Here is a 17,162-nt window from a genome sequence, read left to right on the forward strand (position 1 = left end):
CCGACCTTTACCGGAGCCATGCCGTGCCGCTGCAGATTCGCGCCGCCACCCTCACCGATCTGCCCGCACTGGCCGCCTGGAACGCGGCGATGGCGTGGGAAACCGAGCACAAGCGGCTCGATCCGGCGACGCTGGAGCGCGGCGTGCGCGGCGTGTTCGAGCAGCCGCGGCGCGGCTTCTACCTGGTGGCCGAGCACGAGGGCGCGGCGGTCGGCTGCCTGCTGGTGACCTTCGAATGGAGCGACTGGCGCGGCGGCGACTTCTGGTGGATCCAGAGCGTGTACGTGGTGCCCGCGTCGCGCCGCGTCGGCGCGTTCCGCGCGCTGTACGCCGAGGTTGCGCAACGCGCCGCCACGGCCGGCGCGGTCGGCCTGCGCCTGTACGTGGAGACGGAGAACGACCGCGCGCAGGCCACCTACGAGGGGCTCGGCATGCAGCGCTGCCACTACTTCATGTATGAGGCGCTGCTGGCGGAGCCGGTTTTGTAGGAGCGCACCCTGTCCACAAGGGAGTCCCTTGTGGACAGGGTGCGCTCCTGCGGGCATGGCGTGGGGGCTGGCGGCTCAGGCGGCGACGAGCAGCTGCTGGAACGCCGTTGCCGGCACCGGCGCGCCGAACAGGAAACCCTGCAATTGCGAACAGCCGGCATGGCGTAGGAACGCGGCCTGTTCGCGCGTTTCCACGCCTTCGGCGACCACCTGCTTGCCGAGGCCGCGCGCCATCGCGATGATCGCGCTGGTGATGGTGGCGGTGTCGCGGTCGCTGGCGAGGTCGCGCACGAACACGCGGTCGATCTTCAGCGCGTCGATCGGAAAGTGCTTCAGATACGACAGGCTGCAGTAGCCGGTGCCGAAGTCGTCCAGCGACAGCCGCACGCCGCGCCGCTTGATCCGCTGCAGCAGGCCGGTGGTGGCGTCGCCGCCGGACATCACCATGCGCTCGGTCAGCTCCAGCTCGAGCAGCCCGGCCTCCAGCCCGCTCCGGTCCAGCACTTCGTCGAGCCAGTTGTAGAACTCGGGATGCTGGAACTGCAGCGGCGACACGTTGACCGATACCGGGATCGGCCGGCTCGCGCCTGCCTGCAGGCCCTGCCACCGCTGCGCCTGCAGGCAGGCCTGGCGCAGCGCCCACGCGCCGATCGGCAGGATCAGCCCGGAATCCTCGGCGACCGGCACGAACTGGTCCGGCGTGTACAGCTCGCGCCCGTTCGCGTGCCAGCGCAGCAGCGCCTCGGCGCCGACGATGCGGCCGCCGTGCGCGTCCACCTTGGGCTGGTAGTGCAGGTCCAGTTCGTGCCGCGAGAGCGCCTGGCGCAGCGCCGTCTCGATCCGCCGCCGCGCCCGCGCGCGCTCGTTCATCGACGCGGTGAAGAAGCGGTAGCCGTGCAGGCCCTGCGCCTTCACCGCCATCAGCGCGGTCTCCGCGTGCTGCAGCAGCGCGTCCGGCTCGACGGCGTCGTCGGGGTACACGCTGATGCCGATGCTCAGGTGCAGGCCCAGCTCGGCCACGCCCTCGACGCGGGTCTGCTCGCCGTGGTTGATCAGGGTCTGGCACAAGCTGGCCGCCTCGCCGACGCTGTCCAGGTGCGGCAGCACCACCACGAACTCGTCGCCGCCGTAGCGGCTGAGCAGCTCGTCGCCGGGCAGGCAGCGGTGCAGCCGGGCGGCGAACGCGCGCAGTACGCGGTCGCCCACCGCATGTCCGTGCTGCTGGTTGACCTGCTTGAAGTTGTCGATGTCGATGTACAGCAGCGCGGCGCGCTGCCGGCGCCGGTTCGCGGTGGCGATCGCCTGGCCGACCTGCGCGTGCAGCTGGTTGCGGTTGGGCAGCCCGGTGAGCGTGTCGTGCTGGGTCAGGTGGATCATCTTCAGCGCCAGCGCGCGCGTTTCGCTGACGTCGTGGAACACCAGCACGCCGCCGATCACGTTGCCGGCATGGTCGTGGATCGGCGCGGAGGAATCCTCCACCGGCGTGTCGAAGCCGTGGCGGTGGCGCAGCAGGGTCTTGCCGGCCAGGTCGACGATGGTGTTCCGCTCGATCGCCCCGCGCAGCGGGTTGGCCACGGCTTGGCCGTGCCGGGCGTCGATCAGCTGGAAGATCTCCTCGATCGGCCGGCCCTGCGCCTCGGTGCCGGTCCAGCCGGTCATCGCCTCGGCGATCGGGTTGAGCGAGGTGACGCGCAGTTGCGGGTCGGTGGTGATCACCGCGTCGCCGATCGAGCGCAGGGTCACCTCGGCCAGCTCGCGCTCGCGGTGCAGCGCGTCCTCGAACGCCTTGCGCTGGCTGATGTCCTGCACCTGCGACACGAAGTACAGCGGCGCGCCCTGCCCGTCGCGCACCAGCGACACGCTGAGCAGGATGTGCACCACGTGCCCGTCTCGGTGGAAGTTGCGCTTCTCCAGCTGGTACGACTCGCGCTCGCCGGCCAGCAGCTGCGCCATCAATGCCGCATCGGCCGCCTGGTCGTCCGGGTGGGTGACGCCGGCGATGTCCAGCGCCAGCAGTTCCTCCTCGCGGTAACCGAGCATCTGGCATACCGCCGCGTTGACGCGCAGGAAGCGGCCGTCCGGACGGGTCAGCGCCATGCCGATCGCGGCGTGCTGGAACGCGCTGTAGAAGCGCTGCTCGCTCTCGTGCAGCTGCAGCTCCAGGTCGCGGCGCTCGGTGATGTCGACCAGCGCGGTGAAGATGCCGCGGACGCGGCCGTCGGCGTCGAAATCCGGCTGGAAGTTGCCGTGCGCGTAGCGCCGCTCGCGACCGTTGTACAGCTCGCCCTCGTAGCTGGCCATGTGGCCTGCGTAGGCGCGCTCCAGCGCCGCGCCGGCCAGTTCGTGGTTGCGCCGGCCGACCACGTCGACCAGGCGCCGGCCGATCAGCCGCTGCGGGTCGATGCCGAGCCAGCGGCGATGCGTGTCGTTGGCGAAGCGGAAGCGCTGATCGAGGTCGAGGTAGGCCAGCAGCGCGGGCGTGCCGCGCAGCATGTGCACGGGCCAGCCGATATCATCCGGAAGCGATGGCAATACCTCGGCAGGCGTAGGCGGCCGCATGGTCATTCCGTCAGCATGGCGCCCCCCTCGGCGCGCCGCCATCATGCGCCGAGTTGGTGCGCTTGCCCAGCCGTCGCCGGCGGGCGTCAGTGCGGGGCGGTCGCCGGTGCGCCGAGCCGGCCGCCGTCGTCCAGCACCACGCGGCCCAGCGCCTGCAGCTCGGCGGCGATCCCGTAGCGGTCGGCCAGCCGCGCCAGCAGCGGCCCCAGCGCCTGCGGCTGCAGCGGATAGCCGTGCGCCAGCGCGCGGGCATGGCCGTCGCCACCACGCTGCGCCACGGTCACCGCCACCACGCCCAGGCCGGGCGCCTCATGGGCGAACAGAGCCGGCGGGCCGCAGCCGGGTTCCGCAGCGGCCAGGGTCTCCACCAGGCAGCCGCTGGCGGCTTCGCTCGCACCTGCGTCGAGCGGCTGCAATTGCAGCGGCAGCTGATGCGCGTCGAGCAGCGCGGCGTACTGGCGCAGCTCGAACACGATGCCGGCGAAGTCGTGCGCACGCTGTCGGATCCCGTCGGGGTCGCGCGCGCCGCCCTGTTCGGCCAGCCACTGCGAGGGCGACTGCGCCAGCACCTTGCCGCCGGCGTAGCGCAGGGCCAGTCCGCGCGCACTCATCGTCGACTCGTCGTGGTACGGCGTGAGCAGCGCCGCCTCCAGCAGCACCCACAGCGGCGCCAGGTTGACGTGCTCGTACTGCACGCAGGTCAACGCGAGCAGGTCGTTGCGGCTGAAATAGCGCGCATGTTCCAGCCGGATGCCGAGCATGCGCATCAGCCAGTCGGCGGTGCGCGGCCCCATCTCGCCGCGGCCGACCAGATGGACCTCCAACTGCTCGGACAACTCCTCGGCCTGTTCCGCCGGCACCAGCAGGCTCATCGGCAGCAGCCGCATCGGGCCGTCGGCATAGACCGCCGACGGTTCCAGCGCCGGCGCCGGCATGTGCCCCTCGTGGGTGCCGAACGCGACCACGTTCTCCAGGTGGTCGCGCGGCACGCGCCGGGCCAGTTCCTCCAGCGTGGTCCACACCGGGAAGCCCGGCCGCAGCAGCTCGACCTGGTCGAACAGCGCGCCGGCCAGCGCCAGCCGCGCGGCGTCGACCTGCGGCACGAGTCCATGCAGGTCGGCGGCGACCAGGGCGGCCAGCTCGGCGGCCTCGTCGCGGGTGAAGGTCATCCTCGCCGCCGGCTCGCCCGCGACCGGTTCCAGTGCCAGCACGACTGGCAGGGCGAGCAGCGTTTTCGTATCCACGAGCGGGGGTCCGGAAGACATCAAGAGACCGGATTCTACCATTCAGCGATTTGGGCTTTCGCCGCGCGGCATGGCGGGTTAGCCTTGACAAACTTGAGTGGTGGACTGTCCTGAGCATGGAAAACACGCAAAAGCGCGTCGGGGTGATCGGCGGCGTGCGCATTCCGTTCTGTCGCAACAACACCGCCTACGCCGACGTCGGCAACTTCGGCATGTCGGTGAAGGTGCTCGGCGCGCTGGTCGAGCGCTTCGGCCTGCACGGCGCGGAACTGGGTGAAGTGGCGATGGGCGCGGTGATCAAGCACTCGTCCGACTGGAACCTCGCGCGCGAGGCGCTGCTCAGCTCCGGGTTGGCGCCGACCACGCCGGGCATCACCACCGCACGCGCCTGCGGCACCTCGCTGGACAACACCATCATCATCGCCAACAAGATCGCCGCCGGGCAGATCGAGGCCGGCATCGCCGGCGGTTCGGACACCACGTCCGACGTGCCGATCGTCTACGGCACCCGCCTGCGCAAGCGCCTGCTGGCGATGAACCGCGCCAGGACGCCACTGGACAAGCTGCGCGTGGCGCTGCGCGGGTTCTCCCTCGGCGAGCTGAAGCCGTCGTTCCCCGGCGTGGCCGAGCCGCGTACCGGCAAGTCGATGGGCGACCACTGCGAGCAGATGGCGAAGGAATGGCACATCGCCCGCGAGGCGCAGGACCGGCTGGCGCTGGACAGCCACCGCAAGCTGGCCGCCGCCTACGACGCCGGCTTCTTCGAGGACCTGCTGGTGCCGTTCCGCGGCCTCAAGCGCGACGGCTTCCTGCGCCCGGATTCGAGCCTGGAGAAGCTGGCCGCGCTGAAGCCGGCGTTCGACAAGGCCTCCGGCCAGGGCACGCTCACCGCGGGCAACTCCACCGGCCTGTCCGACGGCGCCGCCGCGGTGCTGCTGGGCAGCGACGCGTGGGCCGCGCAGCGCGGCCTGAAGGTGCAGGCCTACCTGCGCGACGCCGAGGTCGCCGCGGTGGACTTCGTGCACGGCGAAGGCCTGCTGATGGCGCCGACCGTCGCGGTGCCGCGCATGCTGGCGCGCCACGGGCTGAGCCTGCAGGACTTCGACTACTACGAGATCCACGAGGCGTTCGCGGCGCAGGTGCTGTGCACGCTGCGCGCGTGGGAGTCGGCGGATTACTGCCGGAACCGGCTCGGCCTGGACGCGCCGCTGGGTACGATCGATCCGGCGAAGCTCAACGTGCACGGTTCCAGCCTCGCCGTCGGCCATCCGTTCGCCGCCACCGGCGCGCGCATCGTCGCCACGCTGGCCAGGCTGCTGGAACAGAAGGGTTCGGGCCGCGGCCTGATCTCGATCTGCACCGCCGGCGGCATGGGCGTCACCGCGATCCTCGAACGGCCATGAACGCGGCCGACTGAACATGCTGCGCCTGCGCACCACCACCGGACTGAGTCTGCTGGCGCTGGCGATCGGCGTCGCCGGCACCGGCTGGCTGAGTACGCTGACCGCCGCCTGGCCGGGACCGCCGGCGCGGTTCGCCGCCGCCGGCGGACGCGCCGCGCCGGCGCCGCGCACCCTGCCCTCGCCGCGGCGGGCGCACGGTCCGCCGCGCGCGGCGCCGCCGGTGCGCCGCATGCCTGCGGTGATCGACGGCAGCGAGGCGCAGGCCAGCGTGCCCGCGCCACCGCCGGAACTGGTGCCGCTGGCCACGCCCAGCGACACCTCGCAATCGTGGGACGAGCTGCGCGGCCATCTGGACGGCCGCGTGCTGCTGCACGTGGACATCGACGCCAGCGGCCGGGTCAGCGCCGCCAGCCTCACCGAATCCAGCGGCGACCCGGTCCTCGACACGCACGCCTTGCGCAGCGTGCGCGGCTGGCGCTTCGCCGTGCCGCCGGATCGCCCCGACGGCCTCAGCGGCGAACTGCCGATGCGCTTTTCCTCGCGCGGCGACGGCATCGCGAAGCTGCCGTAGGGTTTTGTCCAGCCATACGGCCCTGGTGGTTCGGGAGCAAAGAGCTTTCGTCCTCCTGCGGAGGGCGAAAGCTCTTTGCTCTTGCTTCAAAAAACACAGTTGCGAAAGCGATTTTCTCGGAGCGTAAGGCACGGCCAGCAGTGATCACAGCACGCCCTTGGCGCCCACTCCGAACGCGGTGACCAGCCGCGTGATGATCAGCTTCGACGACAGCGCCACGTCGGGGAAATCGCCGACCGGCTCGTAGCAGGCGTAGAAGTTCGGGTCGGTGGCGCGCAGCGGCTGGCAGCCGGGCTTGAGGTCGTAGCTGGTGGCGTAGCGGAACGGCCACAGGTCGAACAGCGGCAATTGCTCGGAGATGCTGCCGATGGCCTGGTTGATGTCGGTCAGCAGCGGTATCTTCGACTGCCGCGGCGCGATCACCCAGGCGTTTTCCGGCTGGGTGAGCTGGGTGATGCTGAGGCGCAGCTGGTCGGCGAACGCGTGGTCATAGACGATTACGCCGGCCTCGGTGTTGTAATGGTCCGAGCGCGGGTCGAAGTTGTGCGAGCCCACCATCGCGAACGCCCCGTCGATCACGATCGATTTCGCGTGCAGGCCGAAGCGGAGGCCTTCGCTGTGCAGCGGCGCCGGCCGGTTGCCGCTGCCGCGGCTGCCGAGCAGGTGGAAGCGGGTGCGCCGGGCCCCGGCCGGGCTCGCGGTTTCCGGCGGCAGGCTGGTCATGTCGGTGTCGAGGTTGGCCAGCTCGTAGTCCTCCATCGCGCTGGGCGCGTGTGGCTTCATCTCGTGGATCTCGAAGCCGAACTTTTTCAGGTAGCGCTTGCGGTGCTTGTACGACATCGCGTACACGGCGAACGCATCGGTCGATGCCAGCGAGTTGGTGGAGACGAGCACCTGCGGGGGCTCGTCGCGCCGGTGCAGGCGCCGGAAGATGCCCTGGGCGCGGCGGCTCATCACCAGGTACGGCGTCTGCAGCACCACCTGCTCCTTCGCCTCGCTGATCATGCGCATGATGTGGCGGGTAAATTCCTGCGCGCGCTGCTTGTTGGGCTTGTCGGTCTTCGACGGCAGGTCGCTGAAGTAGTCGACCTTGCCCACACGCAGCGAAGGGTCGACCAGCCAGGCCTGCAGCCAGGCCGGATCCTCGGCCGCCTGCTGCACCTGGGCCACCCGCAGCGGCCGGCGGTAGTGCGGCGCCGGCCACGCGGGCGGCGCGGGGTCGGACAGGATGCGGCGGTTGACGTCGCGCAGGTGGGTGAGCGGTAGCGCACGCCGGTGGTTCCAGAACAGTGCGAAGCTGCTCGCCATCTGTGCCGCGGCGGGGCCGCCGACCATCACGTCGCGGTCGATGTAGTCGAACGCGTCGTCCCAGTTGAAGTAGCGGTCCTGGTAGTTGCGCCCGCCGGTGATGCCGATGGTGTCGTCCACCAGCAGCAGCTTGTTGTGCATGCGCTGGTTGAACTGCATGAAGCAGCACACGATGCCGGCGGCGAATTCCAGCGGCTGGATGTGCGCCTTGTGGAAGGTGGGGTTGTACAGCCGCACCTGCAGGTTCGGGCTGATCCGCGCCAGCCGGTCGAGCAGGCCCGGGTCGTTGAAGGAGAACAGCTGGTCGGCCAGGATGCGCACGCGCACGCCGCGCCGCGCCGCCTGCACCAGCTCGTCCAGCATCAGCTGGCCGGCGTCGTCCTGGTCCCAGATATAGGTCTGCACGTCGATCGTTCGGCGTGCCGCGCGCACCAGGTTGATCCGCGCGGCCATCGCCGGTGCGCTGTCGTCGAGCAGGGTGACCACATGCACCGGCTGCTGCGGCGTGGAGGCGGCCATCGCCTCGGTGGCCGCCTCGAGCAGCGGCGAGGGGGTCGCGCAATGGTCGGCCCGGTCGCAGTCGCTGCGGAGGTCGGCGGTGGCGGCGACCACGGCATCGGCGCGGCGGATCTGTGCGCGCGACACCGTGCAGCCCTGCAACAGCAGCAGCGCGAACAGGAGCGGCAGGGCGAATGGGCGCAGGACGGGCATGCGGGGATGATACGGGGCGCGCGTGTTGCGTCCGTGTCCCTGGTGCGTTGACCGTGGGTGCGCGCCGGTCAGGGCGACCAGAACGCGTCCAGCCGGGCGTTGCCCGGTTCCAGCGTGCCGCCGAGGTGCAGCACCGCCAGCGCGCCGGGCGGCATGCCGCGGAATTCGTCGGAGCGACCTTCCACCAGCAGGGCAACCAGCCGCTCGATGCCGGGATTGTGGCCGACCAGCAGCACCGTGCCGGCACCGGCCTGCTGGTCGAGCAGCGCCAGCAGTTCGCCGGGCGAGGCGTCGTAGATTTCGTCGGCCATCTGCGGCACCGGCGCGCCGTCGATCGCGGCCAGCGCCAGCCGGGTGGTCTCGCCGGCACGCCGGGCCGGCGAGCAAAGCACGCGGTCCGGCCGCAAGCCGTGGTTGGCCAGCCACAGCCCGGCGGCCTGCGCCTCCTGCTCGCCGCGTGCGCTGAGCGGTCGCTGGCGGTCGTCACCGGCGGTTTCCATCGGCACGGCTTCGGCGTGTCGCAACAGGATCAGTTCGTGCATGGAGGACTCCGGGGATGGGTTGGCGGGGCGCGCGGCCGGCGGCATGGCGCGCCTCACGATTGCTGGCGCTTGATCCAGCGCAGCAGGGCCTTCCAATCCTGCTGGTGGCTGCGGACCTGTTCGGACTGGTAGTCGAAGATGCCTTTGCCGAGGCTGGCGAGCAGCACGTAGGCCTGGCTGTCGCGCAGCTGCGCGGCGATCGGGAACGGCGACTGCTCGGCGAGCCGGGCCAGCGCGTCCTGGCTGGCGTGGGTCCACAGCTTGAGCCGGTTGGCGACCAGCGCCACCGGCAGCTTGCCGCGGTGGATGCGGCGGATCGACTGCAGCTCGCCGAGGAAGCGCAGCGTGGCATCGAGGTCGAACGAGGAGGGCAGCACCGGCACCAGCAGCACGTCCGCCGCGTCGAGGTACGGCTCCAGTTCGGCTTCACCGGAGCCGGCGGGGGTGTCGATCAGCAATTGCTCGGTGTCCGCCGGCACGCGTTGCAGGTTGCGCCGGCCGCTGTCGAAGGCCAGCACGCCGGGTACGCTGTCGGGCCGCAGTTCGGCCCAATGGAAGCTGGAGTGCTGCCGGTCGGCGTCGATGATCGCGGTGCGCTGCCCCGCCTGGGCCCAATGCGACGCCAGTTGCGTCACCAGCGTGCTCTTGCCGCAACCACCCTTGCTGCTTGCCACCAGCGTCGTAAGCATCGGATCACCCCTGCCACGGAAGGTGGTCCAAGCCTAGCGGGCAAGGTGGGAAAGGGGAATGGGGGTGGGGCGAGGAGTGGGTGGAGAGGAGTGAGAGGCGTGCCGCGTCTTCGGCTTCTCTCTCACTGCGCACTCCTCATTTCTTGCTTCTCGCTCCCGCCGGCTGCCAGTCGGCGGGGGCTTCGGTGGGGATGTTGCGGTCGCGCAGGGCGGCCAGCAGCAGGCTCGTCTCGGTGCCGCCGTTGCGGGCCAGGGCCAGCAGGTGCTGGGCCAGCGCCGGTTCGTCCTGTGCCTGGGCCAGCAGCCGGGTGAAGTTCTGCACCTGCCAGACCAGGTGGCGACGGGCGTCCCGGGCGTCCTGCTGCTGGGCCGGGTCCTTGGCCAGCACCTCGCGCAAGTGCAGGCCGAGCGAGCGGGCGAGCGGGCTGGAACCCCATTCGAGAGTCTTGCCCAGCTTCAGGCAGTCGGCCCGGATCGAGGCGTCGTCGCCGGCGTTTTCGCACAGTTTGGCGACCAGCGGCAGGCTCGGCTGCGGCTGGGTGCCGGCCAGCCCGAAGACCAGCACGGCCTGCATGCCGGCCGTTCCGCCCGGATGCGCCGGGTCCAGCGTGGCGGGCGGCGGCGGCAGCACGCCGACGGCGTTGGCCAGCGCCTTCAGGCTGGCGCCGGTGTAGTCGTCGTACAGCTTGCCGGCGGCCGCCTTGGCCAGGTCCTCGCGGGCAGCGTCCTGCTTCATGTCGTGCGCGTCGACACCGAGCTTGACCAGCCATGCGGCGGCGTTGTCCGGTGCCTGGCCGAGCAGGCGTTCCAGTGCGGCGGCGTTCGGGCAGGCGTCGGCCTGCGCGTCGCAATCGGCCAGTTGCACCCAGAACAGCGCGGCATCGGCGCCATCGGCGCGGGTGGCGCGCTCGATCAGCCGGTGGAAGCTGTTTTCCGGAGGCTGGTTGAACAGCGGCCGGGCCAGCAGGGCGGCGCCGAGCAGCCGTTGCGGGTCGTCGTTCGGCGCCAGCACGCTGACCAGGTCGCGCTGGAACGCGAGCTGGGCCTTGTCGCGGGCCTGGGTCGCCTTGTCCGGGGTGGCGCGGGCGCTGTCGGCGGGGGTCTTGCCGGCGAATGCCGGTGCGGCGGCCAGCGACAGGGCGCAGGCCAGGGCGAGGCTATGCCATCCACGCATCATGGGGTCGGCTCCGCAATCGGGCAAAGCGCGCAGCATACCTCCCGCGGATTAAGCGCGGCTGATCCATCGGCCGGCGAAGACGGAGCGGGGCGGCAAGGCTTGCTAGGATGGGGTTCCCCGGCGCAGGGCCGCGCCCCCACGATCATCGTTCGGGAGACGCGTAGTGGATCATCTGTCGACATTCGCCGACGGCGCACCCTGGTTTGTCGGCTGGGGTACGCTGGCCCTGATCAATGCCGCGCTGGCGCAGGGCAGGAACCGCAGCGGCCTGCTGTGGTTCCTGCTGTCGTTGCTGTTCGGCCCGCTGGCCACCTTGCTACTGGTGCTGCTGCCGAAGGTGCGCTCGAAGATGTTTTGAGCGACGGGATTCGGGATTCGGGATTCGGGATTGGATATTCGGAAAAGCAGCAGGCCGCGGCTCTTCCGAATCCCGAATCCCTGCTCTTACTCCCCCAGCGCCTCGCGCATGAACTCCGGCTGGGCCAGCGCGGCCTTGTGGATCTCGGCGTTGTAGTAGCGGGTGGGGAAGTTCTTGCTGAGCGCGCCGCGCTCGCGGAAGCCGGACAGGTCGCCGCCCTTGCGCGCCATGGTGCAGCTCCACCAGCCGGTGGGGTAGCACGGCTGCGGGAACGGCAGCGTCTTCACCGCGCTGAAGCCGGTGGTGCGCATCGCCGAGCGCATCGACTTGATCAGCTCCAGGTGGACCAGCGGCGATTCGCTCTGCTGCACCAGCAGGCCGCCGTGGCGCAGCGCCTTGTGGCAGCTGGCGTAGAACGCGGCGTTGAACAGGCCCTCGGCCGGGCCGACCGGGTCGGTCGAATCGACGATGATCAGGTCCAGCGAATCGGGCTCCGCCTCGGCCATGTACTTGATGCCGTCGATGAACAGCAGCTCGGCGCGCGGGTCGCCGTTCGCCTCGCACAGCTCGGGGAAGTACTGCTCGGCCAGGCGGGTGACGCGCTCGTCGATCTCCACTTGCACCGCATGCTCGACTTCCTCGTGCTTGAGCACCTCGCGCAGCGTGCCGCAGTCGCCGCCGCCGATGATCACCACGCGCTTGGCGCGCGCGTGGGTGAACAGCGCCGGGTGGGTCATCATCTCGTGGTAGAGGAAGTTGTCGCGGCTGGTCAGCATCACGCAGCCGTCGATCACCATCAGGTTGCCCCAGTCGGTGGTCTTGTGGATCTCGATGGTCTGGAACGGGGTCTTCTCCGCGTGCAGCAGCTGCTCGGTGCGGAAACCGATGGAGGAACCGGAAGCCTGGTGGGCTTCGGTGAACCAGCTGGCTTCATTCGAGGTGGGCTGCTGCGACATGGCGGGTGTTCCTGGCGTACCGGGTGGAAGGACAAAGACCGCCAATTGTAGCGACAACGGCGGTGAACGTCCCGAAAGCGCCCGGTAGCGATTTGCGCATATCGTCACAGCCGCCCATTACAATGGCGCTCGGCATGGCCGGCGCAGCGCGCCGGCCGCCGACCAGTCCGATCGGCCCCGCGGCGTGCGAGGCTTCCGGTCGCTCGGGCTCGTGCTCGTGTAGAGCTAAAGCGTCAAGGCTCGCCGCTGCGACGACATCATTCGTTTGCGCGAGGAGCAACGCTGATGGCGAACCATTGGACTGTCGACACCGCCCGCCACACCTACGCCGTGCCGCACTGGGGCGACGGCTACGTGGACGTGGATGATGCCGGCGAGATCGTGATGCGCCCGCGCGGCGCGTACGGCCCGGCGCTGTCGCTGCCGCGGATCGTCGAACGCGCCTGCGCCGAGGGCCTGCGGCTGCCGCTGCTGGTGCGTTTCCCGGACATCCTGGCCGATCGCCTGGCGCGGCTGCAGGGCGCGTTCGCCAAGGCGATCGGCGAGTGGCACTACGCCGGCGGCTACACCGCGATCTACCCGATCAAGGTGAACCAGCAGCGCGGCGTGGCCGGCGAGCTGGTCGCCGCCGGCAGCCACGGCTTCGGCCTGGAAGCGGGCTCCAAGCCCGAGCTGATGGCGGTGCTGGCGATGGCGCGGCCCGGTTCGATCGTGATCTGCAACGGCTACAAGGACCGCGAATACGTCCGCCTGGCGCTGATCGGCAGGAAGCTCGGCCTGCGCGTGTTTATCGTGATCGAGAAGCTGTCCGAGCTGGACCACGTGTTCAGCGAGGCGCAGGCGCTGGGCGTGGAGCCGCTGCTCGGCGTGCGCGTGCGGCTGGCCTCGATCGGCGCCGGCAAGTGGCAGAACACCGGCGGCGACAAGGGCAAGTTCGGGCTGTCGCCGAACCAGGTGCTGACCCTGGTCGAGCGGCTCGACGCCGCCGGCCTCAAGCACACGCTGAAGCTGCAGCACTTCCACATGGGCTCGCAGATCTCCAACGTACGCGACATCGCCAACGGCATGCGCGAGGCCACCCGCTATTTCGTCGAGCTGCGCCGGATGGGCGTGCCGCTGGAGATCGTCGACGTGGGCGGCGGCCTCGGCGTGGACTACGAAGGCTCGCGCTCGCGCAGCCACAACTCGATCAACTACTCGATCGAGCAGTACGCCTCGACCATCGTGCAGTCGCTGGCCGAGGCGGTCGAGGCCGAAGGGCTCGACGCGCCGCACATCCTCACCGAGGCGGGCCGCGCGATGACCGCGCATCACGCGGTGATGGTGGTCAACGTGACCGAGGTGGAGCCGGTGCCGGCCGGCGCGATCCCGCCGCCGTGCGCGGACGAGCCCGCGGTGCTGCGCCGGCTGCGCGAGACCTGGGAGGAACTCGACCGGCGCCCCGCGCTGGAACTGTTCCACGAGGCCCAGCATCACCTCAGCGAGGGCCAGACGCTGTACGCGCTGGGCCAGCTGGCGCTGGCCGACCGCGCGCGGCTGGACGAGATGTACTACGCGATCGCCAACGCCGTGCGCGCCCGCCTGCTGCCCGCCGAGCGCTCGCACCGGCAGGCGCTGGACGAGCTGGACGAGAAGCTGGTCGACAAGTACTTCGTCAATTTCTCGGTGTTCGAGTCGATCCCCGACGTGTGGGCGATCGGGCAGATCTTCCCGATCGCGCCGATCGCCCGGCTGGACGAACGGCCGGCGCGGCGCGGCGTGATCGTCGACCTCACCTGCGACTCGGACGGCCGCATCGACCACTACGTCGACGCCGAAGGCGTCGACGTCAGCCTGCCGCTGCACGCGCTGCGGCACGGCGAGAGCTACCGCCTCGGCATCTTCATGGTCGGCGCCTACCAGGAGACGCTGGGCGACATCCACAACCTGTTCGGCGACACCGACGCGGTCAACGTGCGGGTGGAGGGCGACGGCTACACCTTCGCGCATATACGCCGCGGCGACACCACCGACCTCATGCTCGACTACGTCGGCTACGACCTCGAGGCGCTGCGCCGGAGTTACCGCGAACGCATCGCCGGCGCGGGCGTGACCGGCGCCGAAGCCGCGAAGCTGTATGACGCGCTCGACGGCGGGCTCACCGCGTACACCTACCTGGCCGAGGACGCCCGCTGACGACGTGATGGGGCGCGCGGCCTGCCCCAAGGTCCGATGGCGGCGGTCGCGGCGGTCCCTACAATCCGGTGGATGGTCGCGCCGCCGTGGTCGCGCCTTCCCCATTCCCATCCAAGGAGCAACGCATGACAAGTCTCAATGGCAAGGTCGCCCTGATCACCGGCGCGGCCAGCGGCCTCGGCAAGGCGATTGCCGAGCTGTATGCGAAGCACGGCGCCAGCGTGGCGATCGCCGACATCAACCAGGACGCCGCGGACAAGGTGGCGGCTGAAATCAATGCGGCCGGCGGCAAGGCGCTCGGCGTGGCGATGGACGTGACCAGCGAGGAGGCGGTCAACGCCGGCACCGACAAGGTGGTCGCTGCATTTGGCCGTCTGGACATCCTGATCTCCAACGCCGGCGTGCAGATCATCAACCCGATCGAGCAGTTCGCCTTCGCCGACTGGAAGAAGATGCTGGCGATCCACCTCGACGGCGGCTTCCTCACCACCAAGGCAGCGCTGCAGCACATGTACCAGGATGACGGTACCGGCAGGAGCCGCGGCGGCATCGTGATCTACATGGGCTCGGTGCACTCGCACGAGGCATCGAAGCTGAAGTCCGCCTACGTCGCTGCCAAGCACGGCCTGCTCGGCCTGGCACGCACGTTGGCCAAGGAAGGCGCGCCGCACAACGTGCGCTCGCACGTGATCTGCCCCGGCTTCGTGCGCACGCCGCTGGTCGAGAAGCAGATTCCCGAGCAGGCGAAGGAGCTGGGCATCAGCGAAGCCGACGTGATCAAGAACGTGATGCTGAAGGACACCGTCGACGGCGTCTTCACCACGGTGGAGGACATCGCGCAGACCGCGCTGTACCTGGCCACCTTCCCGTCCGCCGCGCTGACCGGCCAGAGCATCGTGGTCAGCCACGGCTGGTTCATGCAGTAATGGCGGCCACGCACGATCCGGCGGGGTCGTTGGCCGCGGCGGTGGCCCGCGATTACCGTACCGTCGCCCTGGTGTTGCAGGGCGGCGGCGCGCTCGGCGCCTACCAGGCCGGTGTGTTCGAGGCACTGGACGAGGCCGGCCTGCAGCCCACCCGCCTGGCCGGCATCTCGATCGGCGCGCTGAACGCGGCGATCATCGCCGGCAACGCGCCCGAGCGACGGGTGGAGCGGCTGCGCGAGTTCTGGGAGGCAATCTGCCGCCCGCCGCTGTGGCCGGACACGCCGGCGCTGCCCTGGTTTGACGCCGTGGCGTGGCCCACGTCATGGCTCAACGGACTGAGCGGCCTGGCTGCCTGGCGCGCGATGACCGAAGGCCAGGCCGGCTTCTTCCGCCCGCGCCAGCCGTCGCCGTTCATGGGTGCCCACGCCACGCCGGGCAGCGTGAGCTGGTATGACACCGCGCCGCTGCGCAGCACGCTGGAGCGGCTGGCCGATTTCGACCGTCTCAACGATCCGCGCGGGATGCGCGTGGCGGTGGGTGCGGTGAACGTGCGCAGCGGCAACTTCGCCTACTTCGACAATCGCCGCGAACGCCTGCGTTCCGAGCACTTCATGGCCTCCGGCGCGCTGCCGCCGGGCTTCCCCGCGGTGGAGATCGACGGCGAGTTCTACTGGGATGGCGGCATGGTCTCCAACACCCCGCTGTACGAAGTGCTGAGCGAACGCCCCGGTTGCGACACGCTGGTGTTCCAGGTCGATCTGTGGAGTGCCCGCGGCACGCTGCCGCGCGACCTCGCCGACGTGGCCGAGCGCAGCAAGGAGATCCAGTACTCCAGCCGCACCCGGCTGGTCACCGAGTTCATGCGCCGCACGCAGGAACACCGCCGCCTGCTGCACGACGTGATGGCGCTGGTGCCGGCCGAGCGCCGCAGCGACCCGGCGTATCGCCATGCCGAGGCGCGCTCGGCGGTGGCGCTGACCAACGTGATCCACCTGATCTACCAGGACCGGCCGCACGAAGGCCATTTCAAGGATTACGAGTTCAGCGCCGCCAGCATGCGCGGCCACTGGCAGAGCGGGCGGGACGATATGCGCCACACACTGGCGCACCCGCACTGGCTGGCCGTGCCGGATCCCGAACATCCCTTCGTGACCCACGACGTGCATCGCGGCAACGGCGGCTGAAGGCTCGCGGTCGGGCAGCGCCGGCGCAAGCCTTCAGCCATCCCGAGCCACCTGCAGCCCCGCCGCCGACTGGCTGGTCGGCATGATTTCCAACCGGGTGACGTCGAGGTGCGGCGGCAGGTTGGCGATCCACCAGATCGTGTCGGCAATGTCGCCGGCGGTGATCGGGTGGACGCCGGCGTAGAGCTGGTCGGAGGCGGCCTGGTCGCCGCCGGTGCGCACCAGGGTGAACTCGGTCTCAGCCATGCCCGGCTCGATTGAACTCACCCGCACGCCGCTGCCGTGCAGGTCCACGCGCAGGTTCTGCGAGAACTGGGTGACGAAGGCCTTGGTGCCGCCGTAGACGTTGCCGCCGCGGTAGGCGTAGCTGCCCGAGATCGAGCTGATGTTGACGATCGCGCCGCGGCGCGCGATCAGCTGGGGCAGCAGCAGGTGGGTCAGCGTCACCAGCGCGGTGACGTTGGTGTCGATCATCTGCTTCCACTGCACGAGGTCGGCCTGCTGCGCCGGCGCGGTGCCCAGCGCGAGGCCGGCGTTGTTGACCAGCAGGTCGATGCCGGCGAACGCGGACGGCAGGCCCGCGTGCGCGGCGCGCATCGCCGTCTCGTCACGAACGTCGAATGCCATCGGGTGCACGCGCTCGGCGCCGTGGCGCGCCACCAGTTGCTGCAGCCGTTCCATGCGGCGGCCGCTGGCGATCACCCGCCAGCCGCCGGCCACGAAGCGTTCCACGGTGGCGGCGCCGAACCCGGAGGTGGCGCCGGTGATCCAGGCAGTTTTGGTCGTCATGGCCGCCAGTGTAGTGGCAGGCACGATGACGCGCGCGAATCCGGGCGACCGTGCTTCCTGTCCCGGCCGTCCGGATCGGGTG

General features: G+C 70.2%; 15 protein-coding genes. 7 read left to right on the forward strand and 8 right to left on the reverse strand.

The window, feature by feature from the left end:
• Nucleotides 1-23 precede the first annotated feature (23 nt).
• Nucleotides 24-488, forward strand: coding sequence for a GNAT family N-acetyltransferase (locus AC3WRN_RS14910; protein ID WP_068096346.1), 465 nt, complete (start codon nucleotides 24-26; stop codon nucleotides 486-488).
• Between the two features lie 75 nt (nucleotides 489-563).
• Here the strand turns inward: AC3WRN_RS14910 and AC3WRN_RS14915 are convergent, their stop codons facing one another.
• Together AC3WRN_RS14915 and AC3WRN_RS14920 are read right to left on the reverse strand one after the other, a co-directional pair.
• Nucleotides 564-2,981 (reverse strand): sensor domain-containing protein, encoded by a 2,418-nt coding sequence (locus tag AC3WRN_RS14915; protein ID WP_235604457.1) that lies wholly within the window; start codon nucleotides 2,979-2,981, stop codon nucleotides 564-566.
• 152 nt (nucleotides 2,982-3,133) lie between these two features.
• A complete protein-coding gene (locus tag AC3WRN_RS14920; RefSeq protein WP_492623556.1) occupies nucleotides 3,134-4,291 on the reverse strand; it encodes a hypothetical protein in 1,158 nt (385 codons plus the stop codon).
• Between the two features lie 116 nt (nucleotides 4,292-4,407).
• Here AC3WRN_RS14920 and AC3WRN_RS14925 point away from each other — a divergent pair, with 116 nt between their 5' ends.
• Entirely contained in the window at nucleotides 4,408-5,694 is a 1,287-nt protein-coding gene (locus AC3WRN_RS14925; RefSeq protein ID WP_492623557.1) for an acetyl-CoA C-acetyltransferase, read from the forward strand.
• 16 nt (nucleotides 5,695-5,710) lie between these two features.
• Nucleotides 5,711-6,265: an energy transducer TonB family protein gene (locus tag AC3WRN_RS14930; RefSeq protein ID WP_492623558.1), complete on the forward strand. Its 555-nt coding sequence runs from the start codon at nucleotides 5,711-5,713 to the stop codon at nucleotides 6,263-6,265.
• 144 nt (nucleotides 6,266-6,409) lie between these two features.
• Here the strand turns inward: AC3WRN_RS14930 and AC3WRN_RS14935 are convergent, their stop codons facing one another.
• From AC3WRN_RS14935 to AC3WRN_RS14950, 4 genes are all read right to left on the reverse strand, one after another.
• On the reverse strand, nucleotides 6,410-8,284 hold the full coding sequence (locus AC3WRN_RS14935) for a phospholipase D-like domain-containing protein (RefSeq protein WP_492623559.1): 1,875 nt from the start codon (nucleotides 8,282-8,284) through the stop codon (nucleotides 6,410-6,412).
• Nucleotides 8,285-8,352: 68 nt separating this feature from the next.
• Nucleotides 8,353-8,826 carry a SixA phosphatase family protein gene (locus AC3WRN_RS14940; RefSeq protein WP_492623560.1) on the reverse strand — a complete coding sequence of 158 codons (474 nt, stop codon included), beginning with the start codon at nucleotides 8,824-8,826 and terminating at the stop codon, nucleotides 8,353-8,355.
• Nucleotides 8,827-8,879: 53 nt separating this feature from the next.
• Nucleotides 8,880-9,515: a nucleotide-binding protein gene (locus AC3WRN_RS14945; RefSeq protein WP_068096337.1), complete on the reverse strand. Its 636-nt coding sequence runs from the start codon at nucleotides 9,513-9,515 to the stop codon at nucleotides 8,880-8,882.
• A 136-nt stretch (nucleotides 9,516-9,651) separates the two neighbouring features.
• Complete coding sequence (locus tag AC3WRN_RS14950; RefSeq protein WP_492623561.1) at nucleotides 9,652-10,692, reverse strand: hypothetical protein; 1,041 nt, start codon at nucleotides 10,690-10,692, stop codon at nucleotides 9,652-9,654.
• 163 nt (nucleotides 10,693-10,855) lie between these two features.
• On the opposite strand from AC3WRN_RS14950, the gene AC3WRN_RS14955 reads away from it, so the two are divergent.
• Nucleotides 10,856-11,050 (forward strand): antitermination protein NusB, encoded by a 195-nt coding sequence (locus AC3WRN_RS14955; protein ID WP_068096333.1) that lies wholly within the window; start codon nucleotides 10,856-10,858, stop codon nucleotides 11,048-11,050.
• Nucleotides 11,051-11,136: 86 nt separating this feature from the next.
• On the opposite strand, the gene speE is transcribed toward AC3WRN_RS14955, so the two are convergent.
• A complete protein-coding gene (speE, locus tag AC3WRN_RS14960) occupies nucleotides 11,137-12,006 on the reverse strand; it encodes a polyamine aminopropyltransferase (protein ID WP_068096332.1) in 870 nt (289 codons plus the stop codon).
• A gap of 285 nt (nucleotides 12,007-12,291) precedes the next feature.
• Here speE and speA point away from each other — a divergent pair, with 285 nt between their 5' ends.
• The 3 genes from speA to AC3WRN_RS14975 all read left to right on the forward strand — a co-directional run bounded on the left by speA (nucleotide 12,292) and on the right by AC3WRN_RS14975 (nucleotide 16,291).
• Nucleotides 12,292-14,181, forward strand: coding sequence for an arginine decarboxylase (gene speA / locus AC3WRN_RS14965; protein WP_068096330.1), 1,890 nt, complete (start codon nucleotides 12,292-12,294; stop codon nucleotides 14,179-14,181).
• A gap of 125 nt (nucleotides 14,182-14,306) precedes the next feature.
• A complete protein-coding gene (locus AC3WRN_RS14970; RefSeq protein ID WP_068096328.1) occupies nucleotides 14,307-15,107 on the forward strand; it encodes a 3-hydroxybutyrate dehydrogenase in 801 nt (266 codons plus the stop codon).
• The gene (locus tag AC3WRN_RS14975) at nucleotides 15,107-16,291 is read left to right on the forward strand and encodes a DUF3734 domain-containing protein (protein WP_068096327.1); all 1,185 of its coding nucleotides are present in this window, start codon (nucleotides 15,107-15,109) and stop codon (nucleotides 16,289-16,291) included. Before AC3WRN_RS14970 ends, AC3WRN_RS14975 begins: the two co-directional genes overlap by 1 nt.
• A 33-nt stretch (nucleotides 16,292-16,324) precedes the next feature.
• Here AC3WRN_RS14975 and AC3WRN_RS14980 read toward each other — a convergent pair whose 3' ends face one another.
• A complete protein-coding gene (locus AC3WRN_RS14980) occupies nucleotides 16,325-17,080 on the reverse strand; it encodes an SDR family NAD(P)-dependent oxidoreductase (protein ID WP_068096325.1) in 756 nt (251 codons plus the stop codon).
• Between the last annotated feature and the right edge of the window lie 82 nt (nucleotides 17,081-17,162).

It is taken from the genome of Rhodanobacter sp. FW101-FHT13A11, from assembly GCF_058790335.1.